Annotated in this window: 14 protein-coding genes; 3 read left to right on the plus strand and 11 right to left on the minus strand. The window is 65.6% G+C overall.

What is annotated here, in order from left to right:
- Nucleotides 1–51: 51 nt before the first annotated feature.
- From amoH to J9893_RS12640, 7 genes are read right to left on the minus strand one after another with little or no spacing between them, the layout of a single operon-like run.
- The gene (amoH, locus tag J9893_RS12610) at nt 52–1,596 is read right to left on the minus strand and encodes an amonabactin biosynthesis glycine adenylation protein AmoH (RefSeq protein ID WP_010674439.1); all 1,545 of its coding nucleotides are present in this window, start codon (nt 1,594–1,596) and stop codon (nt 52–54) included.
- A complete protein-coding gene (locus J9893_RS12615) occupies nt 1,593–7,856 on the minus strand; it encodes a non-ribosomal peptide synthetase (RefSeq protein ID WP_210600558.1) in 6,264 nt (2,087 codons plus the stop codon). Before J9893_RS12615 ends, amoH begins: the two co-directional genes overlap by 4 nt.
- Before the next feature lie 14 nt (nt 7,857–7,870).
- On the minus strand, nt 7,871–8,620 hold the full coding sequence (gene amoA / locus J9893_RS12620) for an amonabactin biosynthesis protein AmoA (RefSeq protein ID WP_041212930.1): 750 nt from the start codon (nt 8,618–8,620) through the stop codon (nt 7,871–7,873).
- A gap of 20 nt (nt 8,621–8,640) precedes the next feature.
- Nucleotides 8,641–11,742 (minus strand): amonabactin biosynthesis non-ribosomal peptide synthetase AmoF, encoded by a 3,102-nt coding sequence (gene amoF, locus J9893_RS12625; RefSeq protein WP_143237423.1) that lies wholly within the window; start codon nt 11,740–11,742, stop codon nt 8,641–8,643.
- Nucleotides 11,739–12,647: an amonabactin biosynthesis bifunctional protein AmoB gene (gene amoB, locus J9893_RS12630; protein WP_041212928.1), complete on the minus strand. Its 909-nt coding sequence runs from the start codon at nt 12,645–12,647 to the stop codon at nt 11,739–11,741. The genes amoF and amoB overlap by 4 nt, the downstream gene beginning before the upstream one ends.
- Nucleotides 12,648–12,664: 17 nt before the next feature.
- A complete protein-coding gene (gene amoE / locus J9893_RS12635; RefSeq protein WP_041212927.1) occupies nt 12,665–14,329 on the minus strand; it encodes an amonabactin biosynthesis (2,3-dihydroxybenzoyl)adenylate synthase AmoE in 1,665 nt (554 codons plus the stop codon).
- Complete coding sequence (locus J9893_RS12640) at nt 14,326–15,519, minus strand: isochorismate synthase (RefSeq protein WP_041212926.1); 1,194 nt, start codon at nt 15,517–15,519, stop codon at nt 14,326–14,328. Before J9893_RS12640 ends, amoE begins: the two co-directional genes overlap by 4 nt.
- A gap of 320 nt (nt 15,520–15,839) precedes the next feature.
- On the opposite strand from J9893_RS12640, the gene J9893_RS12645 reads away from it, so the two are divergent.
- Together J9893_RS12645 and J9893_RS12650 are read left to right on the plus strand one after the other, a co-directional pair.
- Nucleotides 15,840–16,391 carry a lipoprotein gene (locus J9893_RS12645; protein WP_039038906.1) on the plus strand — a complete coding sequence of 184 codons (552 nt, stop codon included), beginning with the start codon at nt 15,840–15,842 and terminating at the stop codon, nt 16,389–16,391.
- 146 nt (nt 16,392–16,537) lie between these two features.
- Complete coding sequence (locus tag J9893_RS12650; protein ID WP_041212925.1) at nt 16,538–18,538, plus strand: hypothetical protein; 2,001 nt, start codon at nt 16,538–16,540, stop codon at nt 18,536–18,538.
- Nucleotides 18,539–18,596: 58 nt separating this feature from the next.
- On the opposite strand, the gene glgC is transcribed toward J9893_RS12650, so the two are convergent.
- Nucleotides 18,597–19,871: a glucose-1-phosphate adenylyltransferase gene (gene glgC / locus J9893_RS12655; RefSeq protein WP_039038908.1), complete on the minus strand. Its 1,275-nt coding sequence runs from the start codon at nt 19,869–19,871 to the stop codon at nt 18,597–18,599.
- A 188-nt stretch (nt 19,872–20,059) separates the two neighbouring features.
- Here glgC and J9893_RS12660 point away from each other — a divergent pair, with 188 nt between their 5' ends.
- Entirely contained in the window at nt 20,060–21,697 is a 1,638-nt protein-coding gene (locus J9893_RS12660) for a GGDEF domain-containing protein (protein WP_041212924.1), read from the plus strand.
- On the opposite strand, the gene J9893_RS12665 is transcribed toward J9893_RS12660, so the two are convergent.
- The 3 genes from J9893_RS12665 to J9893_RS12675 all read right to left on the minus strand — a co-directional run bounded on the left by J9893_RS12665 (nt 21,660) and on the right by J9893_RS12675 (nt 24,414).
- Nucleotides 21,660–22,154, minus strand: a complete 495-nt coding sequence (locus tag J9893_RS12665) for a hypothetical protein (RefSeq protein WP_010674428.1) — start codon at nt 22,152–22,154, stop codon at nt 21,660–21,662. The genes J9893_RS12660 and J9893_RS12665 overlap by 38 nt on opposite strands.
- Nucleotides 22,155–22,300: 146 nt before the next feature.
- Nucleotides 22,301–22,663 (minus strand): DUF2750 domain-containing protein, encoded by a 363-nt coding sequence (locus J9893_RS12670; RefSeq protein ID WP_010674427.1) that lies wholly within the window; start codon nt 22,661–22,663, stop codon nt 22,301–22,303.
- 122 nt (nt 22,664–22,785) lie between these two features.
- A complete protein-coding gene (locus J9893_RS12675; RefSeq protein ID WP_234924001.1) occupies nt 22,786–24,414 on the minus strand; it encodes a methyl-accepting chemotaxis protein in 1,629 nt (542 codons plus the stop codon).
- Nucleotides 24,415–24,548 lie beyond the last annotated feature (134 nt).

Genomic DNA, 24,548 nt, shown 5'->3' on the forward strand with positions numbered 1-24,548 from the left:
GGATCCGTGCCAGCACCCTGTTATTGAGGCATCGAGCCTGCAAGCCCTTTGTCACCCCGGTAATGGCAGCGCCTTTCTGTCGAGCTTGCCGCTGCCGGTCTTGGGCAGGGCATCCAGCAGGATGAGCCGCGCCGGCACCATGTAGTGCGGCAGCGTCGCCTGCAGCCCCTTGCGCAGGGCGAGGCGATTGAGAGTCACCCCGCTTTTCGCCTCCACGTAGCCCACCAGCATGGCATCGTCCCCCTCACCCACCAGACGCACCGCCGCCTCCTGCACCCCGGCCTGGCGGCGCAGCCCCGCCTCCACCTCCCCGAGCTCGATGCGAAAGCCCCGCAGCTTGACCTGATCGTCGCGCCGTCCCAGATAGAGGAAGCGGTCCGCCCCAAGGAGGCGCACCCGATCGCCGGTGCGATAGAGGCGGTGGGTGGCAAGGCGCAGGAAGGCCGCGCTGGTCAAGGCAGGCTTGCGCCAGTACCCCTCGCACAGGGCCGGGCTCTCGATGCAGAGCTCGCCGCACTCCCCCTCTGCCACCGGCTGCCCCGCCTCGTCCAGCACCCAGTGACGATAGCCGGGCAGGCTGTGGCTGATGGTGATCTGCCCGCCAACCGGCGGCCAGCGCACCTCGCTCACCAGCGACCAGACGGTGGCCTCGGTCGGCCCGTAGCAGTTCCACAGCCGCCGGGTGCGGGCACAGAGCTGCTCGGCCAACCCTGAGTCCAGCGCCTCGCCACCGCACAGGGCGGTGAGGGTATTGCGCCCCTGCCAGCCCGCCTTGAGCAGCATGCGCCAGCAGGCCGGGGTGGCCTGCAGCCAGTTGATGGAGGGGTCGGCCTCGAGCAGGGCCAGCATCCCCAGGGGATCCTTGTTGTGCTCACCGCCGGCCACCGTCAGCCGGCCACCGCCCCAGAGCGGCCCCAGCATCTCCAGCAGCGAGATGTCGAAGGCCGGGGTGGTGATGAAGAGCCAGTGGCAGCCAGGTGAAAGCCCGAGCCGCTCGCGGATCCCGTCGAGGAAGCAGAGCAGGGCCCGCCGGCTGATGACCACCCCCTTGGGCTCGCCGGTGGAACCCGAGGTAAACATCATGTAGGCAGCCAGGGCGTCATCCACCTGGGGCCAGGAGACGGGCCCTGCCGCTGCCGGGCCATCGAGGGTACGCAGCGGACAGCCGAAGGCGGGAGCCGGCCTGTCGCCGTCGCAGATCACCGCCGACAGGCGCGCCTGGCGTGCGATCCCCTGCAGCCGCTCCACCGGAAAGTCCGGCTCAAGGGGCACGAAGGTGAGACCGAGCCGCAGGCAGGCCAGCAGGCTGGCCACCAGATCGGGGCTGCGGGAGAGATAGAGGCCGACCCGCTCCCCCACCGCCAGCCCCTGCAATCGGGCGGCAATCTCGCCGACCCTGACATTGAGCGCGCCGTAGCTGAGCCACTGCTCATCTGATCCGCCCTCACTGATGCCCTCCCCGCCCATACGGATGGCGGGGGCCAGCGGACTGGCGGCCAGACAGGCGGCCAGCCGCGCACCCAGGTTGGCCGCCCCCTCACGGGGGGCGGGCCGGGTTTGCACGAGTTGAGCCTTATGCTTGATGGTCACCGTCATAGTGCGGCCTCCGTTTGGCGCACCAGCCAGTGCCGATAGAGCCGGCTGGGGGATGGATGGGCCTTGAGGGTCTGCAGGCTGAGCGGCGCCCGCTCCTGGCCAAACGCCTCGTTGAGGGCCGCCAGCAGGGCGAGCTGCTGCACCGAATCCACCCCGAGTTCACACAAGGTCTGCTGCCAGATGCCGGGCACGCCACACTGGCGCTCCCACAGAGCCACCAGCACGCGGGCCTCGGCCGGCGGCTGAGCCAGACCGGGCTCCGTCCTGGTGGCGACCACCTGCGGCATCACCGGGGGCAGTGCCGTCGCCACCACACTGGCCGGTTGGCTCAGATCCGCCTGCGCCAGCCAGCCGAGCTCGACCAGCCAGTCAGCCAGCACCGCCTCTGCCCGTGCCTCGGGGATCTGCTCGCCATCGAACTCGAGGCGCAGCTGGAGCGTCTCACCCCGGCTGCTGACCACCAAGGAGAGCGGCAGCTCCACCTTCTCCACCACGGTGCCAAAGCGTGGCACCAGCTGGTGAGGTTCGGGGGCGACAGGGGCCGCCGGTATGGGGTAGTTCTCGAACACGAACAGACTCTGAAACAGACGCGCCCGGCCTTTGGTCAGTGCCGCCAGCGACTGGGTGCCGTGCTCGTTGAGTGCCATCAGATCGGCCTGCAACCGGGCGATATGCTCGGCCAGGGTCAGCTCGGTGCGCCACGCCAGGGCCAACGGCAGGCTGTTGATATAGAGCCCGACGCTCGCGGTGATCCCCTCGATGGGGTAATCCCGGCCCGGGGTCACGTTGCCCACCAGAGTGACGGCATCGCCAGAGCGGCGTGCCAGCAGACGGTGCCAGGCATATTGGGCCAACAGGCCCGCGGTCACGCCAAGGTCGCGGGCACGATGGGCGAGCAGGGTCGCCACCTCGGCCGGCAACACCCTAGCGCACACCGCCGGTCGCTGCTGGGTATGGCGCCCGCTTGAGCCAGCGTCCAGCGTCACCCCGAACAGGCAGGCGAGATCGTTAGGCTTTGTTAGCAGCTCGCCACGCCCCTGCCAGTAAGCCTCGGCGCTGCGGGCTTGGCTGGCGATATGGCCGCCAAATTCGAGCCAGGCGGTATCCGGCTCGGCTTGTGGCAGCAGGCCGTTCATCAGCGCCTGATAGCCGCGATGCAGGGAGCCCAGCAACACGGGACCGCTCCAGCCATCCAGCACGCCGTGATGGGCGCTGAAGATCACCTTGTGGTGATCGGGGGCCAATTTGAAACAGGCAAGGCGCAGCAGGGGGGCCTGCTCCAGCGGGATCGGGCGGGCCAGATCCTGCTCGCGGTATGCCTGGACCCGTGTCTCTGCATTTCCCACCTCGGACAAGTCCTCATAGTGGAATGGCAACTCGGCGTGCTTGAGAATGCGCTGCAGCGCCACCCCGTCCGCCAGTACCAGTTCGCTGCGAAGGGCCGGCCAGCGGGCAATCTGCCCCTGCCAGGCCTGACGGTAGACCGCCACGTCCAGCGGCTGGTGATAGTCCATCTCGGTCTGCAGGTGATAGGCGTGATCCCGGGGCAGCAGCGCCCTGTGATGGAACATGCTCTGCTGAAGCGAGGTCATGGGCAGCAGGGTCTCCACCTCGCGCCCGGCCAGCACCCGATCGAGCCCAGCTTGCGAGAGGTCAAGCCCCGGGAAGTCGCTCGGGGTATGGCGCGGCGCCTTCAGGTTGCAGCAGTGCTCCACCAGCGCCGTCAGGTTGTCCGCCAGCCGCGCCATCAGAGCGTCGCTCCCTTGCTGGTTGAGGGCGCCCACCTGGCGCAGGGTGAGGCGGCCATCAAACACGCCCCCATGCAGACTGACCAGTTCCCGCGGCAGGTTGTCAGGGGACGTAGGTGCCCCCGGCGCCAGCGGCAGGGGCTGCCAGGGCTGAGCGGCCTCGCCCTGATGGCTGACCCCCAGGTAGTTGAAGACGATCAGGGCTTCGGGCAGTGCCCAACCACGGGGGTGGTGCAGTCGCAGGGCGTTGAAGCCCACCCCCTTGTCCGGCACGGCGCGCAGCTGTTCCTTGGTGGCGCACACCAGCGCATCCCACTCCTTGGCATCCGCCAGCGCCAGCGGGTAGATGCTGGTGAACCAGCCCAGAGTACGGCTCACGTCCAGTTCAGCATCGATGGCCTCGCGGCCGTGTCCTTCCAGCATCACGCAGTGACGATTGCCGTAACCCAGCTCGCTCAGGGTACGGGTCAGGGCCGCCAGCAGCAGGTCGGGCACCCGGGTAAAGTAGGCCTGGTTGGCGGCGTCGATGAGCCGAGCCGTGGTCTCCTGACTCAGTTGCAGCAGGCTGGCGGTGGCACGGCCATCGGCGGCACGTTGCGCCGAGAGCAAGCCTGACTCGCAGCCCTCCCCCTGAGCCAGCCAGAAGCCAAGCTGATCCTCTTCCCGTTTGGCGTAGGCCGCCAGCCCCTCACCCCACTGGCGATAGCTGCTGCCCTTGGCGGGCAGCGGCTCGCCCCTGCTCACCCGTGCCAGATCTTCGGCCAGGATGCGCCAGGAGACGGCATCGATGACCAGGTGGTGGAAGGCGAGGAAGAGCCCCTCCACCGTCTCGCTCTCGCGATCCCCATCAAGGACGAGATTGCGCAGACGGGCCCAGGCCAGGGTGTGGCCGCTGGCAGGGTCGAGCTCTTCCTGCAGCTCGGTCAGGCGGGCCTGCAGTTCGGCCTCGTCTAGATTGGCGGCATCCAGGGTCGGCAGCGGCGGCAATGGCAGTTCGGCCAGGTAGCGCTGACCGGTCGGGGTCACCGCCAGGCGCAGGGCATCGTGGTGCTGGCACAGGGCATACAGCCAGCCGCGCAGGTCCTCATCGTCCACCCCGGCCGGCAGGCGCAGGATCACCCCCTGGTTCCAGTGACCGGGCTTGGCAAAGCCCTGCTCGAAGAACCAGTGCTGAATGGGGTGGAGCGGGAACTCGCCGGTCAGGCTGCCCTGCTCGCTCCTGTGGCTGATCGCCTGCTGCTGGCCGAGCTGGCGACAGAGGCGGCGCACCGTCTTGGCTTCGAACACGTCTTTCACGCTGCAGTGCAGCCCCGCATCCCGCAACCGGGTGGTGAGCTGGATGCTGAGGATGGAGTCACCGCCCAACCGGAAGAAGTCATCCTCCACCCCGAGGGGCTGCTTGAGCACCCCTTGCCAGATGGCGAGCACGGTCTGCTCCAGTTCGTTTTGTGGCTCGCCCTTGCTCTGCTGCCAGACGATGGCGGGCAGTCGGCGCAAGTCCAGCTTGCCGTTGGGGGTGAGTGGCATCTCGGGCAGCCAGCACAGGCGCGCCGGCACCATGTATTCGGGCAGGCACTCGCCGGCCCGCTGCAGCAGGGCATCGCCGTCGGGCTCCCTTGCCCCGGCCTGCAAACAGGCGTAAGCGAGCAGGCGCCCCTCCTGCACCACCACCTTGATCTGACGCATCGTCGGACACAATTCGGCAAGCCGGGTCTCTATCTCACCCGGCTCGATGCGATAGCCGCGCAGCTTGATCTGCTCGTCTATCCGGCCCAGATACTGGATGTTGCCATCGCGGCGCAGCAGGGCCCGATCGCCGGTGCGATAGAGGCGATGGGTACGTTCCGCCAGCGCCAGCTCGATAAAGGCCTCCTGGGTGCGCTCTGGCAGATTGAGGTAGCCGCGGGCCAGCCCCATCCCCGCCAAGCAGAGCTCACCGGGCACCCCCACCGGGCAGAGGTTGCCCGCCTCGTCCAGGATCAGCGCCTTCAGGTGGTTGACGGGTCGACCGATTGTGATGGGCGCCCCCGGGGTGAGCCGCGCGCAGAGCGCGGTGACGGTGCACTCGGTCGGGCCGTACATGTTGAACAGCGCCACCCGCTCCCCCCAACGCTCCACCAGGCTGCTCGGGCACGCCTCGCCACCAAAGCCGATGGCCTTGAGGGAACCGAGATCCGTCGGTGGCGGCAGATTCGCGAGCAGGGCGGTCGGCAAAATCATATGGCTGACGCCCCGAGCGATCGCGGCACCGATCACCCCCTCGCCCGGCTCGCCAAAGTGCAGGGCCGCGCCGCAGTAGAGCGGCAGCAGGGTGGTCATGTTGCCAGCATCAAACGAGAGGGACATGCAGTTGAACATGGCCCCACCCTTCCCAAGGGCGATGCGCTCGCCGTGATCCGCCATCAGGTTGACCAGGCTGCCCTGCTCCACCATGACCCCCTTCGGCAGGCCGGTGCTGCCGGAGGTGTAGATGATCTGGGCCAGCATGGCGGCGTCCCGAGGCAGTGCGGGCGTGCTGGTTGGCATCTTGTCCAACGCAAGCTGGTGCAGATCGTGATACTCGGCAGTCGTGCCCGCCAGCGCCTCGCCAAGCCGCGGGTCCGGCACGCCACCCAGCACCAGGCTGATGTCAGCGTCGGTGAGGATATGGGCCAGCCGCTCGGCGGGATAGGCAGGATCCAGCGGTACATAGGCCGCCCCCGCCTTCCAGCAGGCGAGCAGGGCGATGACGAAGGCGACATCCCGTCTGGCCTGGATGCCGATGGCGGCGCCCGGGGTGACGCCGCAGGATTGCAGCCAGTGGGCCAGCCGGTTGGCACGCATCTCCAGCTCGCCATAGGTCAACGATTGCGCGCCGTCGCTGACCGCCAACGCGTCCGGCAACTGAATAGCGCGCCGCTCGATATGACAGAGCAGGGTGTCGCGGCTCGGGTAATCCGGCGGCAGGTCTGCAAGCTCGGCGGCCAGCGCGGCCTGGTCGGTGCCCTCCTCCAGCGGCAACTGCCAGATGTCGGTCTCGGGGGCCGCCACCACGGCGCGCATCAGGTGCAGCAGGCGATCGGCATAAGCCTGGATGGTCTCTCGCTCGAACAGGGCGGTGGCAAACAGCCAGTCCACTCTGACCGAATCCATCAGCTCGGTCACCTTGACCGAGATGTCGGTCTTGGCCGGCAGCACCGGCGAGGTCTCCTCCACCAGCTGGCAGCCGGGGATGAGATCGTTGAAGTCCACCTTGGCCTGATAGACCAGCATGATCTGGAAGATGGGGTTGATGGCAGTAGTGCGATCGGCGCCGATGGCCTCGGCCAGCGCCTCGAAACGGTAGAGCTGGTGATCGAAGGCCGCCAGATCCTCCTCCCGGCACTGCTGTAGATAGTCGACAAAGCTGGGCTTGCCGCTAAGTTGAGTGCGCAGCACCAGGGTATTGACGAAAAAGCCCACCAGCGACTCGATCTCGTGGCGCTCGCGATAGGCGAGCGGGGTGCCGATCACCACCTCCTTCTCGCCGCTCTGGCGCACCATCAGCAGGGCAAACAGGGCGTGCAGACCGATGAAGTTGGAGGTGCTGTGGCGCTGACAGAGGCGCTTGAAGCTCTCCCACAGGTCGCTCTCGATGGTGGAGAAGACCAGCTCGCCGCCGCTGTCCTGATGGGCCGGGCGCGGCTTGTCGAGCGGCAGACCGTGCACCTCGGGGCTGCCACCGAGCCGATCGACCCAGAACGGCTTGAACTCGGCGTGATAATCGAGAAAGCGGTCCGAGTTGAACCAGCGGGCATAGTCGATGTAGGTGAGCGGCAGCTCGCTCACCTGCAGAGGCTCGCGGTTCTGATGGGCAAGAAAGGCGCGCTTGAGATCCGCGAACATGTTCTTGACCGACCAGCCGTCGGAGATGATGTGGTGCTGAGTGATTAGCAGCACGTGCTCGCGGCTGCCCAGCCGAATAAGATGCACCCGGCTGAGCTCCCCCTGGGTCAGGGAGAAGGGGCGCCCGATCTCCTCGCGTACCCGCCTGGCCACATAGGCTTCGCGCTCGGCAGCGGGCTCTGTGCTCACGTCCTCTATCTGCAGCTTGAAGGGCGTGTGGGGCAGGATCTCCTGGGCCCCCCTGCCCGCCTCGTCCTTGATGAAGCGGGTACGCATGCTGGGGTGGCGGGCAAACAGGTGGTCGAAGGCAAACTCCAGTGCCACCGTGTCCAGCTCTCCCTTGACGCGAAAATAGACCGGCATGTTGTAGAGGTGGGAGGCCTCCTCGTACTGCTCGATAAACCAGAGCCCGCTCTGGGACGAGGAGAGCGGCCCCTGCCGGGCGCCCTCGGCGGCGATAGGTTCTTCGAAGGCGGCACGGGCCGCCAGGCAGCGCACCAGCTCATCCTTGTGGGCCTTGATGGTGGCACCGATGGCCGGCGTCACCGCCTCCTTGCTCGACTGGGAGATAAGCTGGCCCTTGTCGTTCAGCGCCAGCTTCACTCCCTGCCGTTCCAGCTGTTTCAACAGCAAAATCATATTGTTCATCTGTTTCTCAAGCCTCAGGCACTCAGGGTGGCGCCGCCGTCGACGACCAGATCCTGCAGCGTGATGTGGCTGGCCAGATCCGAGGCCAGGAAGAGGACGGTATGGGCGATCTCCGCCGGGGTGGCGACCTTGCGCAGGGGGATACCGAGCTTGAACTGCTCCGGCAACCCGGCAATGGTGCGGGCCATGGCCTCCTCGCTTGGCAGCATGCCGCGCAGCATGGGGGTATCCGTCGAGCCCGGCGACACCAGGTTGGCGCGCACGCCGAAGGGGGCCAGCTCCAGCCCCACCGTCTGGGTCAGGCTGGTGACCGCCGCCTTGGAGGCGCAGTAGGCCGCCATCTGCATGCGCGGCACATGGGCGGCGTTGGAACCGATGGTGACGATGGCGCCGCGCCGCTGCTCCTTGAAGTGGGGCACCAGGGCCCGCAGCAGATAGAAGACGCCGCTGGCGTTGACCGTCATGCAGTCGTGCCAGTCGTCATCGCTCAGAGTCTCGGTGGAGCCGAGGCGCAAGACCCCGGCCCCGTTCACCAGCACATCGAGCCCGCCGTCCGCCAGCAGCGCTGCGCAGCAGGCGTTGACCGCCTTCGAATCGCCGATATCGAGCAGCCGGGTGGCATAGGGGTAGTCGGCTTCGGGAAACGCCAGATCCAGCCCCACCACGATTGCTCCGGCCGCCACGAACTGCGTCGCCACCTTGCGGCCGATGCCGCGCCCGGCCCCGGTCACCCAGACCCGCTTGCCAGTGAAATCAAAGGCCATTGCTTGTTGCTCCTTATCCATCACCACACCATCTCCACGCTCTCTTCGTCCTCGGAAAGCAGGCCGTCAAGGAAACGGCAGAAATCATCGAGGCGCGGGTGATCGAACACGTCGGAGACCTTGACCTGCACCCCGAACTCGGCGCCGAGCCGGTTGACGATCTGGATGGTCTGCAGGGACTGGCCCCCCAGTTCGAAGAAGTTGTCGGCAGGCGCCATGGTGGCGAGCCCCAGGATCTGTTGCCAGATGGCGCCGACCCGGTTCTCGGTCTCGCTGCCCAGGGTCAGGGCTTCGCCGCCCGCCTGGTAGGCGGCCAGCAGGGTCTTGCGATCCAGCTTGTTGGAGCCGGTGCGGGGCAGCTGGTCATAGTGGCGATAGTCGGTGGGGATCATGGCGGCAGGCAGCACCCTGGCCAGCTGCGCCTTGATGACCCGGCTGTCGCGCTCCGACCCCGCCACGAAGGCCACCAGTCGGCGCACGCTGCCGATGCTCACCCCCTGCACGCACGCCTCGTCCACCCCGGGCAGGGCCAGCAACTGGGCCTCCACTTCGCCGGGCTGGATGCGATAGCCGCTTATCTTGAATTCGTTGTCGCGCCGGCCGAGGTAGACCAGCCGGCCGGACACCAGGCGCACCCGATCGCCGGTGCGATAGACGGGCATCAGCTCCGCGCCAACCCGCAAGGTATTGAAGCTGCCTTGTACGCCCCCCACATAGCCGTTGGCCAGCTGCGGGCCGAGCAGTACCAGCTCGCCTTCCTCGGCGGGTTGCTCCCCCGCCCCCAGAATGAGCGCCTGCATGCCGGGCAGCGGCAGACCGATGGGCAACTGGGCCTGGCTCGGGTCTTCCTGTTGCAGCTCCTGAGTGGTCACCACCACGGTCGTTTCGGTGGGACCGTAGGTGTTGAACAGGCGCACATCGGAGCGACCCTGGCGCTGCCACTGGGCCAGCTGCTCGGGGTAGACCGCCTCGCCGCCGATGATGACGGTGGTAAGCCCGGCAGGAATGTGGGCCTGACCCGCCGTCAATGCCACCACCCACTCGTTCCAGAACGCGGTGGGCAGGTCGAGGTGGGTGATCCCCATCTGCTCCACCCCGGCCGCAAAGGCGGGCATGGATTCGAGCAGGGCGTCGGTGCGCAGTACCAGGGTGGCGCCGGCGCTCAGGGTGGCGAACACCTCCTCGATGCTGGCGTCGAAGTTGAAGGGGGCGAATTGCAACATCCGCGCCTCTTCATTCAGGTGATAACGGCAGCGGGCGGCGGCGGCGAAGTGATCCAGCGCGCCGTGGCTCACCGCCACCCCCTTGGGCAGGCCGGTCGAGCCCGAGGTGAACATCAGGTAGGCGACGGCGCGGCCGGCTGTCGGCTGGTTGAGCCGATCATCGCTCACCAGATCCCCCGCCAGCAGGGTGCGCCCCTCAAACAGGCTGGCCAGCTTGTGGCGGTACTCGGCCTGGGTGATCAGGGTCTTGACCTCCCCCAGTCGCAGGATATGGCCCTGGCGCTCCAGCGGCTGCTCGGGATCGAGCGGCACATAGACGGCGCCCGCCAGCAGCACAGCCAGCTGGGCGAAGATGGCCTGGGGGGTGCGGGCCAGCATGACCCCCACCTTGTCGCCGGGGGCGACGCCTGCGGCCTGCAGGGCAGCCGCCATCTGTTCGGATCTGGCCAGCAGCGCCTCGTAGCTGAAGCGGGCCTCTCCCTGCGCCGTGCTCTGAATCAAGGCAATCTTGTCCGGTGTCTGGGCGGCGAAGTGGCAGATCGCCTCCAGCACAGGCCGTGCCTTGATCACTTCATGGGAGGGGCCGGCGATCAGGGCCCTGGCTCGCTGCTCGGCCAGCCAGTCGGCCTTGAGCGTTCCCAGGGTCTGAGCAGGCTCGGCCAGCCAGCGGCCCAGCAGGGCAAACAGGGTATCGGCGATGACCGCCAGCTCTCCCTGCTGGTAGCAGCCGGGGTTGGCGTCCAGATCCAGTCTGGGCTGGCCATCGACGCCGACCTGCACTTCGATGGTGAGATCCTCCACCGGGCCGGCGCTGATGTTGAGAATATGGGCAGATAGCGGCCCGAAGCGGCGAGCGTGATCGAAGGGCATGATGTTGACCAGCGGGCCGAACAGGCGTTTGTCGCCCCCCACCAGGCCAAGGTCGCGGCGCAACAGCTCGTAGCGGTAGTGCTGGTGTTTGCGCACCCCGCGCTTGGCCTTGGCCACGGCGCCGGCGGCCCCCGCCAGACTCAACCCCTCTTCGAGTTCCAGAGCAAGGGGGGTGATGTTCATCTGCATGCAGGGCACGGTCAGCGACGCCGAGCCGATGCGGTTCATCATCATCAGGCCGAGCAGGGTCTTATCCTGGCCGCTCGACAGCGACAGCTGGGCAGAGATACCGGCCAGCAGCAGATCGGGCCAGCCCAGTTTGTGCTCGTCGGCAAAGCCGGTCAGGGATTGCCAGAGCGCCGCCGGCAGTGGGCGGCTCTCGCGGATAAATTCGGCCGCGATGGGTGCGCGGGTCTCGCCAAAGGACTTCACCTCGGGCCAGCCTTGCAGCTGCTCCTGCCAGAAGGCGCGGGCGGCGTCGTTCTTGCCGCTCTGCTCGCGGCTCGCCTCTTCTGCCAGCACTTCAGCCAACGAGCCGAAGGGGGATGGGGAGTTCATCTCACCGGCCAGCCCCTCTGCATACAGTTCGGCGATGCGCTGGAACAGCAAGGTGGTGCCAAAGCCGTCGAGGGCGATGTGGTGCACGCAGCTGTAGAGATAATCGCGGCCGGGGCCGCGCAGCAGGGCGAAACGGCAGGGTGCCTCTTGGGTCAGCTCGAACGGGCGGCGCAGATCGGCCCAGGCCCAGGCGCGGGCCAGCGTCTCGTCATCGTGCTCGAGGGAGATTTCTTCATAGGCCAGGGGCAGCTCATGCGAGACGAAGCAGACCGCCTCCTTATCGTCTTCGAAGTGGCCCTTGAGCACCTCGCACTCCCCTACCGCCTTGGCAAGGGCCGCGGCCAGCACGGCCGCCTCGACCTTGCCGTCGAAGGCGATGCACTCGGCGGTGTTGAACATCGCCTTGTCGTCGTTCAGCAGATGTCCGGACCAGAGCCCCTGCTGAGGTATGGTCAAGGGGAAGCGGTTCATGGGGTCACCTCCAGCGCCTGGGCTGCCAGCCTGGCCTCGATCAGGCGCCACCAGCCGTTGAGGGTCGGCAACTTGGCGAGATCCACGAAGCCGAGCTCGACCCCGGCGGCGCGCCACTCGGTGAGCAGGGCCATGATCCGCACCGAATCCAGACCGTAGTCGATGAGGTTCTCATCGGGGTCAAACTCATCTTCGTCCTCGTCGATATGACTCAGCAGCCGCGCCTTGAGCCCCTCATACGTCAGCAACGGATTGCTCTGGACGGCAGAAGCGGCAACCGGCGCAAGGGCCAGCACCTCCTCGCAGCGGATCACCTTGCCGCAGCGGGTCGCCACGTAGTCGAGCGCCATCTGGTGGTCGGCCAGGGAGAAGTCCGCCACCCCGTCCGCCAGGAAGAAGGGCTGGATGTCGCGCATGAAGGCGTCGCAGGCGGTCATCATGCAACCGATATGGCCGTAGATGCCGCCGATGATCAGCTGATCCCGCCCCAGCGCTTTGAGCATCTGCTCGAGCTCGGAGCGCTGGAAGGCGCTGTAGCGCCACTTGACCAGCACGGTGTCGTCCCGCTCCGGGCGCAGGGCTGCCACCACCTGCTGCTGCTCGGGCCGTTTGTTGAGCCCCGGGCCCCACATGTCGTTGAGCAGGGCGCGATCCTCAGGGGATTGATCCTTGGGCTGGGCGGTGTAGAAGACCGGGATGCCGAGGGCCTTGCACTGCTTGCGCACGGCGGCCAGGCGCTCGGTGAGCGCCGCGATCAGCGGGCTGTTTTCGCCATAGAAGGCGGTGAAGTACTCCTGCATATCGTGGATCAGCAGGGCGGCACGTTTGGGATCCAGAGACCAGTTGACCTTGTTGGCCTTCCACTGGCTGGGCATGGCGTAATTGTTCAGAGTTGGGATAGCCATAACGTCATGATTCCTTACTAGTTTTTATGCTGTAGAGGCTGGTTGGCGGCGATGGCGTGCGCAATGCGTGCCCGCAGCCCCTGCTTGTCAATCTTGCCCACCGCCGTCATGGGCAGGGCGTCCAGGGTTTCGAAGCGGTCGGGCAGCTTGAAATCCGCCACTCCGCGCTCGCGCAGAAACTTGCGCAAGGCCAGCGGCTTCAAGGCGGGATCCGTGCTGACAATGAAGGCGCAGCTCTTCTCCCCCATGGCGCTGTCAGGCATGGAGACCAGGGCCGCATGGGTGATGGCAGGGTGGTGCAGCAGCTGGTTTTCCACCTCTTCCGCCGCGATCTTCTCGCCGCCCCGGTTGATCTGATCCTTCTGCCGCCCCACCACGGTGAGGTAGCCATCGGCATCCTGTACCACCAGATCGCCGGAGCAGTAGAAGCCCTCGGCATTGAACACCCGGGCGTTGTGGGCCGGGCTCTGGTAGTAGCCGCGGAAGGTATAGGGGCCGCGGGTGTGCAGGGCGCCAGGCTCGCCGGGGGCAACCGGATTGCCCGCCTCATCGAGGATGCGCACCTCGTCGTCCGGGCTCATGGGGCGGCCCTGGGTGTGAATGACCTTCTCGTCGGGATCAGAGAGCCGGGTGTAGTTGACCAGCCCTTCCGCCATGCCGAACACCTGCTGCAGCCGGCAGCCGAGCAGCGGCCCAATCTTGCTGGCCACCGCCTCCCCCAGCTTGGCGCCGCCCACTTGCAGCAAGTCGAGGCTCTCGAGTTGGGTGCGCGCGGTGGGGTCCGCTTCCGCGGCCTGCAGCCAGAGGGAGACCGCCGGCGGCACCAGCGAGGTGAGGTTGACCCGGTGGCGGGCGATCAGCGGGAAACAGCTGATGGGGCTGGGGTCGGGGGCGAGCACCACGGCGCCACCCGCCTCGAACACCCCCAGGGCGCCAGGGGAGCTCAAGGGAAAGTTGTGGGGCGCCGGCAGGGCGCACAGATAACGGGTATGGGAGCCGAGGCCACAAATCTCATTGCTGCGGCGCACGCTGTAGTAATAGTCGTCATGGGTGCGCGGGATGAGCTTGGGAGTGCCGGTACTGCCGCCGGAGAGCTGGAAGAAGGCCACCTCGTCCGCCGGGGTCGGGCCATATTTCACTGGCTCACTCTCATCCCCCTTCGTCAACCAGTGAGTCAGCCCCAGCTCCCCCCCATCGCCATCCAGCAGCACCAGCTCGGCGCTGATGGTTGTCAGCAGCTCGCTCTCGCGACCCTTGCTCGCAAACAGCGGATGAGCCAGCGAGCCGATAAAGAGGCGCGGTGTGATCTGCTCGGCATAAGAGAGGAGTTCCAGCCGGTTGTGGCTAAAGAGCGCGTTGACCGGCGCAATACCGGCCTTGAGCAGGGCGAAGAACACCAGATAGAACTCGGCCACGTTGGGGAGCTGCACCAGCGCGGTGTCCCCCACCCCCAGGCCGTGGCGGGCCAGATTCGCGGCCAGCCGGCTCGAGGCGGCGTCCAGCTCACGATAGCTGACGCGGCGCTCGCCGCAGAGAATGGCCTCGGCGTCGGGGGCCAGCTCGCACTGACGCGCCAGCATGGCGGTCAGCGGCTCGCCGCGCCAGTAACCCTTGGCGCGGTACTGCTGGGCCAGCTCTTCGGGCCAGCGGGTATAGGGCAGGAAGCGGTTGAGTTGGCTCATTGCGCCACCTCCGGACTCAGGCCCAGTGCCTTGAGCATGGTGCCAAGCTTGGTGCCGGTCTCGGCCCACTCCATGGCGGGATCCGAGCCCGCGACGATACCGGCGCCGGCAAACAGCTCGACCTGATGGCCATCGAGCACCCCGCAGCGGATCACTACGGCCCACTCGCCGTTGCCCTGGCTGTCGCACCAGCCGACGATGCCGCTGAACAGGGCGCGCCGGAAGGGCTCCTGCTCGCGGATGAACTGGCGGGCCAGATCAGTGGGATAGCCGCACAGGGCCGGGGTGGGATGCAGCTGGCAGGCAAGTGACAGTACCGATGCCTCGCCGCCATTGAGCCGCCCGGCGATGGGGGTGCCCAGATGCCAGAGGGTATCCGTACTCATCAGCGAGGGGCTGGACGGTATCGCCAGCTCGCGGCAGTGGGGGGTCAACACCCGGCGGATCTCGTCGATCACGAGGCGGTGTTCATGCTGATCCTTGCGAGAAGCCAGCAGATCCCGGGCCACCATCTCGTCTTGCGCCGGTTCGCTCGCCCGTCTGGCGGAGCCCGCCAACGGATGGGTGAACACCTCTCCCCCGCTGACCCGCAGCAGCAGCTCCGGACTGGCGCCCAGCAGGCGGCGGTCCTGGCCGAGCGGCAGGGAGAAGTGGAAGGCGTGGGGATTCTGGGCCATCAAACGGGCCATCACCTGCTTAGGATCGGCAGGCTGGTGCAGGGTAAGGGTGAGTTTGCGCGACAACACCACCTTGGCGAGCCGACCTTGTGCAAACGCATCCAGCGCCGCACTGACCGAGGCCTGAAATTCGCTTGCCGGCGGGGTGCTCTGCACCGAGATGACCCGGTTGGCCTCGGGGGCCTGCTCTGCCATCGCCGCTGTTGCCGGCACCTGTGCTGCCGGGACAGGGCGATCGCCCCGCTTATAGCGGCCGGGCACATAGAGGCAGGAAGCCTCTGCCGGATCAAACGCAAAAGCACCGATGAGCAGGGGGTTGCTCTGGCCGGCAGCCCTGGCGGCATCGAGGGCCAGGGTTATCTGCTGTGCCAGCAGGGGCCACTCGCAGGCGGGGGTGGTGATGGGTTGCCCCAGGTCAGTGGCACTGATCGTGCCCTGACACGAGGTAAACAAGAAATCAGGCGACATCTTCGCCTCGGCAGGTGCGCCATTGTCCATTACTCGAGTCTTCACGTCATACCCTCAAAGAAGATTCAAAATGATAATGATTATCAGTTTGACTTTGTGCGGCGGTAAAATACTCGCTTTGAAATCGCGGGGTCAATGGGATTTTGCATCGTTAAAACAGGAGCTTGTCTGTGGGTATGTCGGGGATGACGCCAGGACGGGCCTGCTGGCCGTGAAGGGAAACAGCTACTCGAATGAAAACGGATTGCCATCCCCATATGGGGGATGCGACAGAAACCGGTCATAGAGGCCCCACTGGCGGCCAACCCGCTTTGCCTCTAAGATGGCGCCACCTCTTGTGACAGCCCCGAAAATGGAACCCTCCCATGTTGAAACACCTGCTTCTGCTTCCCTTCGCCCTGCTGCTGGCGGCCTGCTCGCTGACCCAGTACAGCGTCAGCGAAGGGGAGATCAACCAGTACCTCAAGGAGCGAGTCGCCTTCGAGAAACAGCTGGGGATCCCCGGCATCATGTCGAGCAAGATCCGACTCGATGACATGCAAAGCCGCATCGGCCGCAGCCAGGCCGACAAGGTCGAGCTGGATGCCGCCGGCGAGCTGCAGGTGGCAAGCCCCCTTGGCAGCCAGCAGATGAAGATCCGCCTCTCCCTGCGGGCACGCCCGGACTATGTGGCCGAACAGGGCGCCATCTATCTGCGCGATCTCGAGCTGCTCTCCGTCAAGACCGAGCCGGCGGACGTGGGCACCGCCCTCTCCCCGCTCTTGCCCACCTTCAACCAGTCCCTCTCTCTGTTCCTCTCACAGACCCCCGTCTACCGGCTCGATGGCAGCCGCCAGAACGAGGCGCGGATCAAGGAGAAGGTCGAAGCCCTCAAGGTGGAGCCGGGCCGACTGGTCATCCCCTTCAAACTGATGTGACACCTGCCGCCGCGCCCCTCCTCTTCACCCCACCGGGGCGCGGTTTTTTTCTTCTCAAGCCCCGCCCTTTGCCCCATAATGCACACCATTCTCATTTAGATTCATGAGAAGCGTCATAATAAAATCAACAATATGGTGAGAAGGACATGAGAAAAACCGTACTGGTGCAGGCGATCGCCTGCGCACTCCTCAGCAGCGCCGCACAGGCTGCCGTCAAGGTGGAGGACAAGACGTTCAACACCGCCGCCAACATGCTGGCCTACACCGAATTCGAGCTCTCCGGCGAGCCGCTGGCCGAGGCCATCGGTCTGGATCTGGATGTGCTGGACGCCAACCGCGCCGACGAGCCGACCCCGTTCGACTTCGCCGCCGGCATCGAATCCTATGAATACTCCGAAGAGGCAATGTACGCCCTCAACTACCAGTCCGGCATGGGCCCCCATCTGGTCAACGGGCCGCAAAACCAGGCCCGTGGCGGCACCCTGGCCGACCTGGGCAAACGGGTACTGGCCATGGCCGAGGCCGTCGGCTTCCCCGCCGATGAAATTCCCCAGGGCATGTATCCCCTCTCCCTGCCCTACGCCTCCGCCAACCCGGAGTTCGCCCAGGCCGTGAACGCCACCCCGGTCAACGGTGACCAGATCACCATCAAGACCGCCAAGGGCAACGAGAAGAGCGTCAAGACCCAGGTCCCCGCCTACTTCCGCGACTACGCCACCCTGCGCTGGAGCGGCAGTGACAACCTGCTGGTCCCGGCCGCCGTGGGCGGCATCTTGCTCAAGGAAGTGATGTGGTCCCAGGACTTCCTCGGGGGCATGCACGTGGCCGAGACCGATGAAGAGGTGGAAGCCGCGTCCGCCACCATGGATCAGGACGGCAAGCACAAGCTGGGGGTTTCTGCCGCCGACGGCTTCAACGGCATGATGCTGACCGAGCAGTCCATCGACAAGCTCGCCATCCTGCAAGGTCAGCTCGGCTTTGACGGCAAGACCCTGGGCGCCAAAATCACCCCGCAGTACGATCCGGCCAAGGGGGTTGTCTACTTCCCTCATCAGGTGAAAGTGACCGAGACCAGCAAGAACGACGCCGGTGCCATCGGCAAGCTGGAGGTCGTGGACGGCTCCGCCCAGTTGCGCGACGCCTGGATGCTGCTGTGGCCCCTCTCCGAGTTCTACGCCTTCAGCGATCAGCGCACGGCCAACACCAATCAGAACCCGGCCTTCCACGCCGTGTTTGACGGTGCCCCGTTCGCCGCCGCTCCGGCTGCCAACCAGACCAACGATCTGGGCAAGGCGGTGGCGGGCAGCGATGCCTTCTCCCTGGCCCTGAACCTCTCCAACCTCACCTTCAAGAACCTGCTGGCCCTGCACTTCGAGCCCAAGGCCGGCACCCTGGTCGACAGCTGGCAAGCTGGCAAACAGGCCGGGCACGTCACCACCTTCGACGCCGCCTACGCCCTGGTCGCCCTGCAGATCTTCCAGCGCGCCCAGGATGCGCTGCCTGTGGGTTACGCCGCCGGTGACAATGGCGAGCTGAACCTCAAGACCCCACAGGGTGAGCAGGCGATCGCACTGGTCCGCAAGCAGGCCGATTTCATCCTCGCCAACCTCAAGGGCAAGAACGGCCTGGTCCATGACGGTCTGACACTGGGCGGCAAGCTTGACGCCGGTCAGTCCATCGACGCGCAGTTCGCCGCCATCCGCGGCCTGACCGCCGCCTTCCTGGCCACCTCGGATGCCAAGTACCGCACCGCGGCGCGCGAGCTCTTCATCGCCGCCGACAAGGCCTACTTCAATGCCAAGGCCGGTACCTGGCTCGCCGGCAAGCAGGGTGAATACACCCCCTGGACCCAGGCCGCCATCTCCGGCGCCCTGCGCTCTGCCATGCTGAACCTGCGCAACGAAGGGGCCGAGAAGGCACCCGAGCTGGAGCTGGCCCAGCTGACCCAGCGCTACGTGAGCTGGTTCCGCGGCACCGTCAACGGCGGCATGCAGATGGCCGAGTGGATCGGCGACTCCGGCGAGAACGTCATCGAGGGGGCCAGCAGCGACACCGACGAAGATGGCGTCCCGCAAGTGACCGCCGCCGGTGGCAAGCATGGCACCGCCATGGTGATGGCCGGCAAGGCCCTGGTCAGCGAGAAATAAATCGACCACCAATAGAAAGGGAGCCCAGGGCTCCCTTTTTTTGTCTGTGTCGACGAAGTTAGCCGAGCTTGGCCAGCATCGGCTTGGTCACCAGCACGATGCCCTGCTCGGAGCGGTAGAAGCGGCGTGCATCCTCGTCCGCGTTCTCCCCCACCACCAGGCCGTCTGGCAGCTTGCATCCCTTGTCCACCACCACCCGGCGCAAGCGGCAACCAGCCCCGATCTCGACCCCGGGGAAGATCACCGCCTGATCCAGGGTACAGAAGGAGTGCACCCGCACGTTGGTGAACAGCACCGAGTTGAGCACGAAGGAGCCGCTCACGATGGAGCCCCCCGCGAACATGGAGTTGATGGTCATGCCGTGCTGGCCGTTTCTGTCCTGCACGAACTTGGCCGGGGGCGACATGTTCTGGCTGGTCCAGATGGGCCAGTTCTCGTCATAGATGTCGAGCTCGGGCACCACGGAGGCAAGGTCCATGTTCGCCTCCCAGAACGAATCCAGGGTCCCCACGTCGCGCCAGTAGGGTTTTTGCCCCTCCTTGGCCCCGACACAGGACATGTTGAACGGGTGGGCAAAGGCCTTGCCCTCCCCCACGATGCGCGGGATCACGTCCATGCCGAAGTCGTGCTTGGACTCCTGGTTGTGGATGTCCTCTTCCAGCAACTGGTAGAGGTACTCCGCCTCGAAGATGTAGATGCCCATGGAGGCCAGCGAGCGATCCTCGCAGCCCGGCATGGCAGGCGGATTGGCCGGTTTCTCCACGAAGGCGCGGATCTTGCGTTGCTCGTCGATGTCCATGACGCCGAAAGCCGATGCCTCGCAGCGTGGTACCTCGATACAGGCCACCGTCACCTTGGCACCGAGGCGCACGTGATCCAGCAGCATGGCGGCGTAGTCCATCTTGTAGATGTGATCCCCTGCCAGCACCACGATGTACTTGGGACCGTAGTCACGGATGATGTCGACGTTCTGGTAGATGGCGTCTGCGGTGCCGCGATACCAGTGCACCTCGTCCACCCGCTGCTGGGCGGGCAGCAGGTCGATGAACTCGTTCATCTGGTAGCGCAGGAAAGACCAGCCCGATTGCAGGTGACGCAACAGGCTGTGGGACTTGTACTGGGTCACCACACCCACCCGGCGGATGCCGGAGTTGATGCAGTTGGAGAGCACGAAGTCGATGATACGGAATTTGCCGCCAAAGTGGACGGCGGGCTTGGCGCGGTTATCGGTCAACTGCTTCAGGCGGCTGCCCCGTCCCCCTGCGAGCACCAAGGCCATACTCTGATTCAATAGTTGCCGTGCTTTGGCGGTGTCTACGGGTTCTAGCAACATATCTACCTCTGCTCTGTTGGGGCTGTTTTCAACCCATCTTCGCTTTTTTTACAGACCATGAAAGTGTTTTCACTCACATTTAGTTGCATTCCGCCGGCGCTTTATCGTGGAGTTGCGTGAGTACTCATGTTTTGCGCCAGCGACTTGGTTAGAATTTCTACATCATGAACATCATCAAGGATGAAACGATGTTGAATAAACATGAGGGAAACCTGCTGCTGGTCAGCGCACTGGTCTGCATTCCCATGCTGCTGTTGCAGGGAGTGCTGCTCGCCCCCCCCGCCTCACCGCTCACCCTGCTGCTGGTCCTGATGACCACCCTGACGGGATTCGCCCTGCAGCTCTTTCTCACCCACAGCGTGCGCCGTGGGGAAAAGGCGAGGCAGGAGCAACGCTGGCTGCTGGCGCTGCAGCAGCGGGATCCCGCCATGCTCGACAGCGTACAGGCACAAACGGCTCTGCGCCAGCTCCTTGCATCCTTCAATGAGGCCGAGATCGATGCCCACCGCCAGATCACCGAATTGCACAATCAGGCGACCCGGGACGAGATGACGGGGCTTGGCAACCGCCACGCCTTCCGGCGCGATCTGACCGAGCTGCTGCAACAGGAAAACACCCAGACCGCCATCCTGGTGCTCATCCGCGCCACCGAGCTCGGGACCCTCAACGCCCAGCGCGGCTTCCAGTCCGGGGATGCCTACATCCGGGACATCGCCGCCCTCATCAGCCACACCGTCAGCCGCTTCCCGGGCCACCGGGTCTATCGCATCTCGGGGGCCGATTTTGCCGTCCTGCTGCCTCCCCTGGCCCAGATCCCGCCCCATCTGCTGGGACGGGATCTGAAGCTCGCCTTCGATCGCTATCAGCACGATCACGAGCTCGAGAGCGCCGCCTACTCGGGCATGACCCGCCTGAGCAGCGAGCAGAAGATAGAGGCCATTCTGGCCCGGGCGGATCTCGCGCTGGCCCGTGCCCAGACAGAGGTGGTCAATGGCTGGGCCATCCAGCAGAACGACGAGGTGGTCGAGGTGCAGGGTCAGCGTCACTGGACCCAGGTGCTGACCGATCTGCTGGAGCAGGAGAGCATCAGCTTCACCTGCCAGCCCATCCAGCCCCTGCATCGCGGCATGCTCGCCTACCACGAGATCTATCCCCGTTTCAGCAGCAGCGACGGCACCGTGCTGCCAAGCGATACCCTGCTCGCCATGGCGCAGCGGCTGGACATGGTACTGCGCCTGGCCCAGATGGTGATCCGCCACGTCATCCGCCAATACCGCGCCTTCGGAGGCCGCAACAGCCGGTGGGGTCTCAATCTGCCGGGCTCCCTGCTGCAAAACAGCGCCTTTCTCATCTGGCTGGATCACCAGTTGCAAAAAGACCCCGACATCGGGGCCAACCTGGTGTTCGAGCTCGACGAGGAGCACCTGGAGCGCAACCTGACCGGGTCCAGGCGGCTGTTCGAGCTGCTCAGGCGCCACGGCAGCCGCTCGGCCATCTGCAACTTCGGCAAGGGGATCGGCTCCTTCAGCCTGTTTCGCGAGCTCAAACCCGACTACATCAAGCTGGACCCCGGTCTCATCACCGAGCTGGAGCAGGATCTCACCAACCAGCAGTTCGTGCGGATGATCGTCGACGTCTCCCATCGCATGGGCTGCCTGGTGATCGCGGAAGGGGTGGAACAGATAGGCCAGAAGCAGATGCTGCAGAGCATGTATGTGGACGGCTTGCAGGGCTACCTCATCGCCCGGCCCCAGGAGCTGGGACCGGAGATCGGTCAGATGGGGATCTTCACGGAGACGGTTTCAGCTTCAACAGGGTCAGAATGATGTCGTTGAGCTGGCGATAGCGCTCCAGCTCCTTCTGATCGTAACGGGTCGCCAGCATGGTCGGGTTGTGGCGATGCTTGAGGTAGCGGTTGATCTGCAGGCGGTTGAACCCGGCCACCTTGTAGATCTGGCCGAGCAGGGCATTGAGCTCGTCGTCCGCCAGCCCGGCCCGGGTCAGGTAATCGGGTTGGGACGGGCTCTCCTGGCGGGCCGTGACCTTCTCCAGCTGGCCACGCTCCTGCAAATAGGTGAGCCACTGCTCCACGTAGAGCGGCTTGCAGCCCCCCAGTAGATTGAAGTACCCCACGGCATCGCAGCGGCACCCGCTCAGCAGCACCAGGGCCAGCTCGTCGCTGTCACACTGAAAGCTCACCGGGCCGCTCTGGCTCCAGTCCAGCGCCTGCACCTGGATCCTCCCCTGCGCCCCCGCCTTCGTGGTCACGTCAAAGACAAACATGGCACCTCCCGATCGGCAAAGGGTTGATGATGACCCATCCCCGGGACGGGTGCAAAGGCAAATCGCCTTTTCATGGCCCATGGCGGCCATAAAAAACCGGCCCCCCGAAGGGGGCCGGTTCATCACAATCCGGCAGGACGGCAGACTCAGGCGTCCAGTTCCACCAGCGCCTTGGCCAGCTCGATGGGCTCGAGCTCCTGGCCTTCCAGATCGGCGTTCCAGTTCGGGCCGACCAGCACGTCGTCCTCGTCCAGATCGTTGATCCAGATGTCCAGGAACTCTTCGAGCTCGATCACTTCCGGCTCGTAATCCGCCCACTCGTCCACGCAGTGCAGGCGGGCATCCCCTTCGGCGGACCAGAGCGGCATCACGTCCGCATCTTCGAACTCGGCGGAGCGGCACACCACCCAGTCTTCACCGTAGCGCAGACCCCACACCTGACCCGACTCGCGGACTTCTTCGATGAACAGCTGGAAATTGGCGTCAAGATTGTCAGTTAGTTTGCTCATGGGGTCTCTCTCTTGCAAAGCAATGGCAGGCTGTCGGCCAGGCTGGCCGAGAATGGGGCAGATGGTGTCCCAAAAGCCCCCCAGACTCAAGCCTTATCCCGAAAAAGCGGGGAGAAAGGCCGTCAGATGCGATATTTCGCCACCAGGGCCCCCAGCTCGTCGCAGGCCAGCGCCAGTTGCCCGGATGCCTGCTCGGTCAGCCGGTTCTGGGCCAGGGCATCCGCCGCCAGCTGGGTGATGGCCACCAGCCGCTGGTTGATCTCCTCCGCCGCCCGGCTCTGCTCCGCCGCCGCCGTGGCAATCTGCCCATTCATGGCAGTAATGGTGTGGACGGATCCATCGATGGCATTGATGGCGACATCCGCATCGCCGGCCCTGTCCGCCGTCGCGCGGGAGAGCTGCTGCAACTGGCTGATGCCGCTGACCACCTTGCCGGCCCCCTCCTGCAGCCGCTGGATCATCTGCCGGATCTCGTCGGTGGAGCTGTGGGTGCGGGTCGCCAGGGTACGCACCTCGTCGGCGACCACCGCAAAGCCGCGCCCCTGCTCCCCGGCCCGTGCCGCTTCAATGGCGGCGTTGAGGGCCAGCAGGTTGGTCTGCTCCGCCACCCCGCGAATGACGTCGAGCACGGAGCCAATCTGCTGAGTCTCCTGCTCGAGGCGGCTCACCGCCTGTACCGTCTCCACCATCTCGTCCGCCAGCTGGCTGATGGACTCCCGGGTCTGGACCACCACCTCGCGGCCATGCTGGGCCAGATTGAGGGCCGAGTCCGCCGCGTCGGCGGCCTGGGCCGCGTGCTGGCCCACTTCGCGGCTGCTCACCGTCATCTGCTCCATGGCGCTGGCCACCCGCAGGGTATCCTGCTCCTGGCCGGTGACGATGGCGCCGGTACGCTCCACCACCTCGGCCAGCTGGTGGGCATGCACCCGGTTCTGATCCGCTATCTGCTGGCTGCGGGCCACCAGCTGCGCCATCTGGCTGGCGAAGAGGTTGAAGTTGATGCTGAGCTGGCTCAGCTCGTCACGCCCCGACTCCGGCAGACGTACCCGCAGATCCCCCTCCCCCCTGGCGATGTTGCCAAGGGCCGAGACCGAGCGGGAGAGGGGCACGACGATGCTGCGCACAATGAGGCCGACCACGGCAAACAGCAGGAGGGCCAGCACCAGCCCGATCCCCAGCAGGGTGTGCAGCACCTCCCGGTACTGGGTCTCGACGTCGTCCACATAGACGCCGGTGCCGATGATCCAGTCCCAGGGGGCAAAGCGCTTGATGTAGGAGATTTTGCGTACCGGTTCGTCCACCCCCGGCTTGGGCCAGTAGTAGGCCACCTCCCCCGCGCCCTGGGCCCGGGCCAGATCGGCGAAGGCGACGAACAGCCTGAGCCCCTGCTTGTCCTCCACCCCGGAGAGATCCTTGCCGTCCAGCTCGGGTTTCATGGGGTGCATCACCATGGTGGGGTGGCTGTCGTTGATCCAGAAGTAGTCATCGTTGCCGTAACGCAACCCCTTGATCAGCGCCAGCGCCTCGGCCTTGGCGCTCGCCTCGTCCAGCTCCCCCTTGCGCACCCTGGCTTCCAGCCCCGCCACCAGGCTGTAGGCGGTCTCCACCTGGGCCTGGGTCTGGCGGCTCTTCTCACCCATCAGCCCCTGCTGATAGATCTGCAGGCAGAAGAACAGCAACAGTCCCAGCAGCGCCAGCACCATCAGGGTCACCAGCGACAGACGCCGACCGATACTCCATTGTCTCAACATACCCTCGCCCCGCAGCAGCTACATATCCTTAACACAAGGTATGCCGCCGCGACGCGGGCTGTCCACGATGTCAGCAAAAGCGATGCCAAAAACATGATCCAGCCCCAAAAACAAGAAAGGGTGCCCAGTGGCAC

The sequence above is a fragment of the Aeromonas sp. MaB10011B genome (assembly GCF_017939325.1).
In the GTDB taxonomy this organism is placed as follows: domain Bacteria; phylum Pseudomonadota; class Gammaproteobacteria; order Enterobacterales; family Aeromonadaceae; genus Aeromonas; species Aeromonas caviae.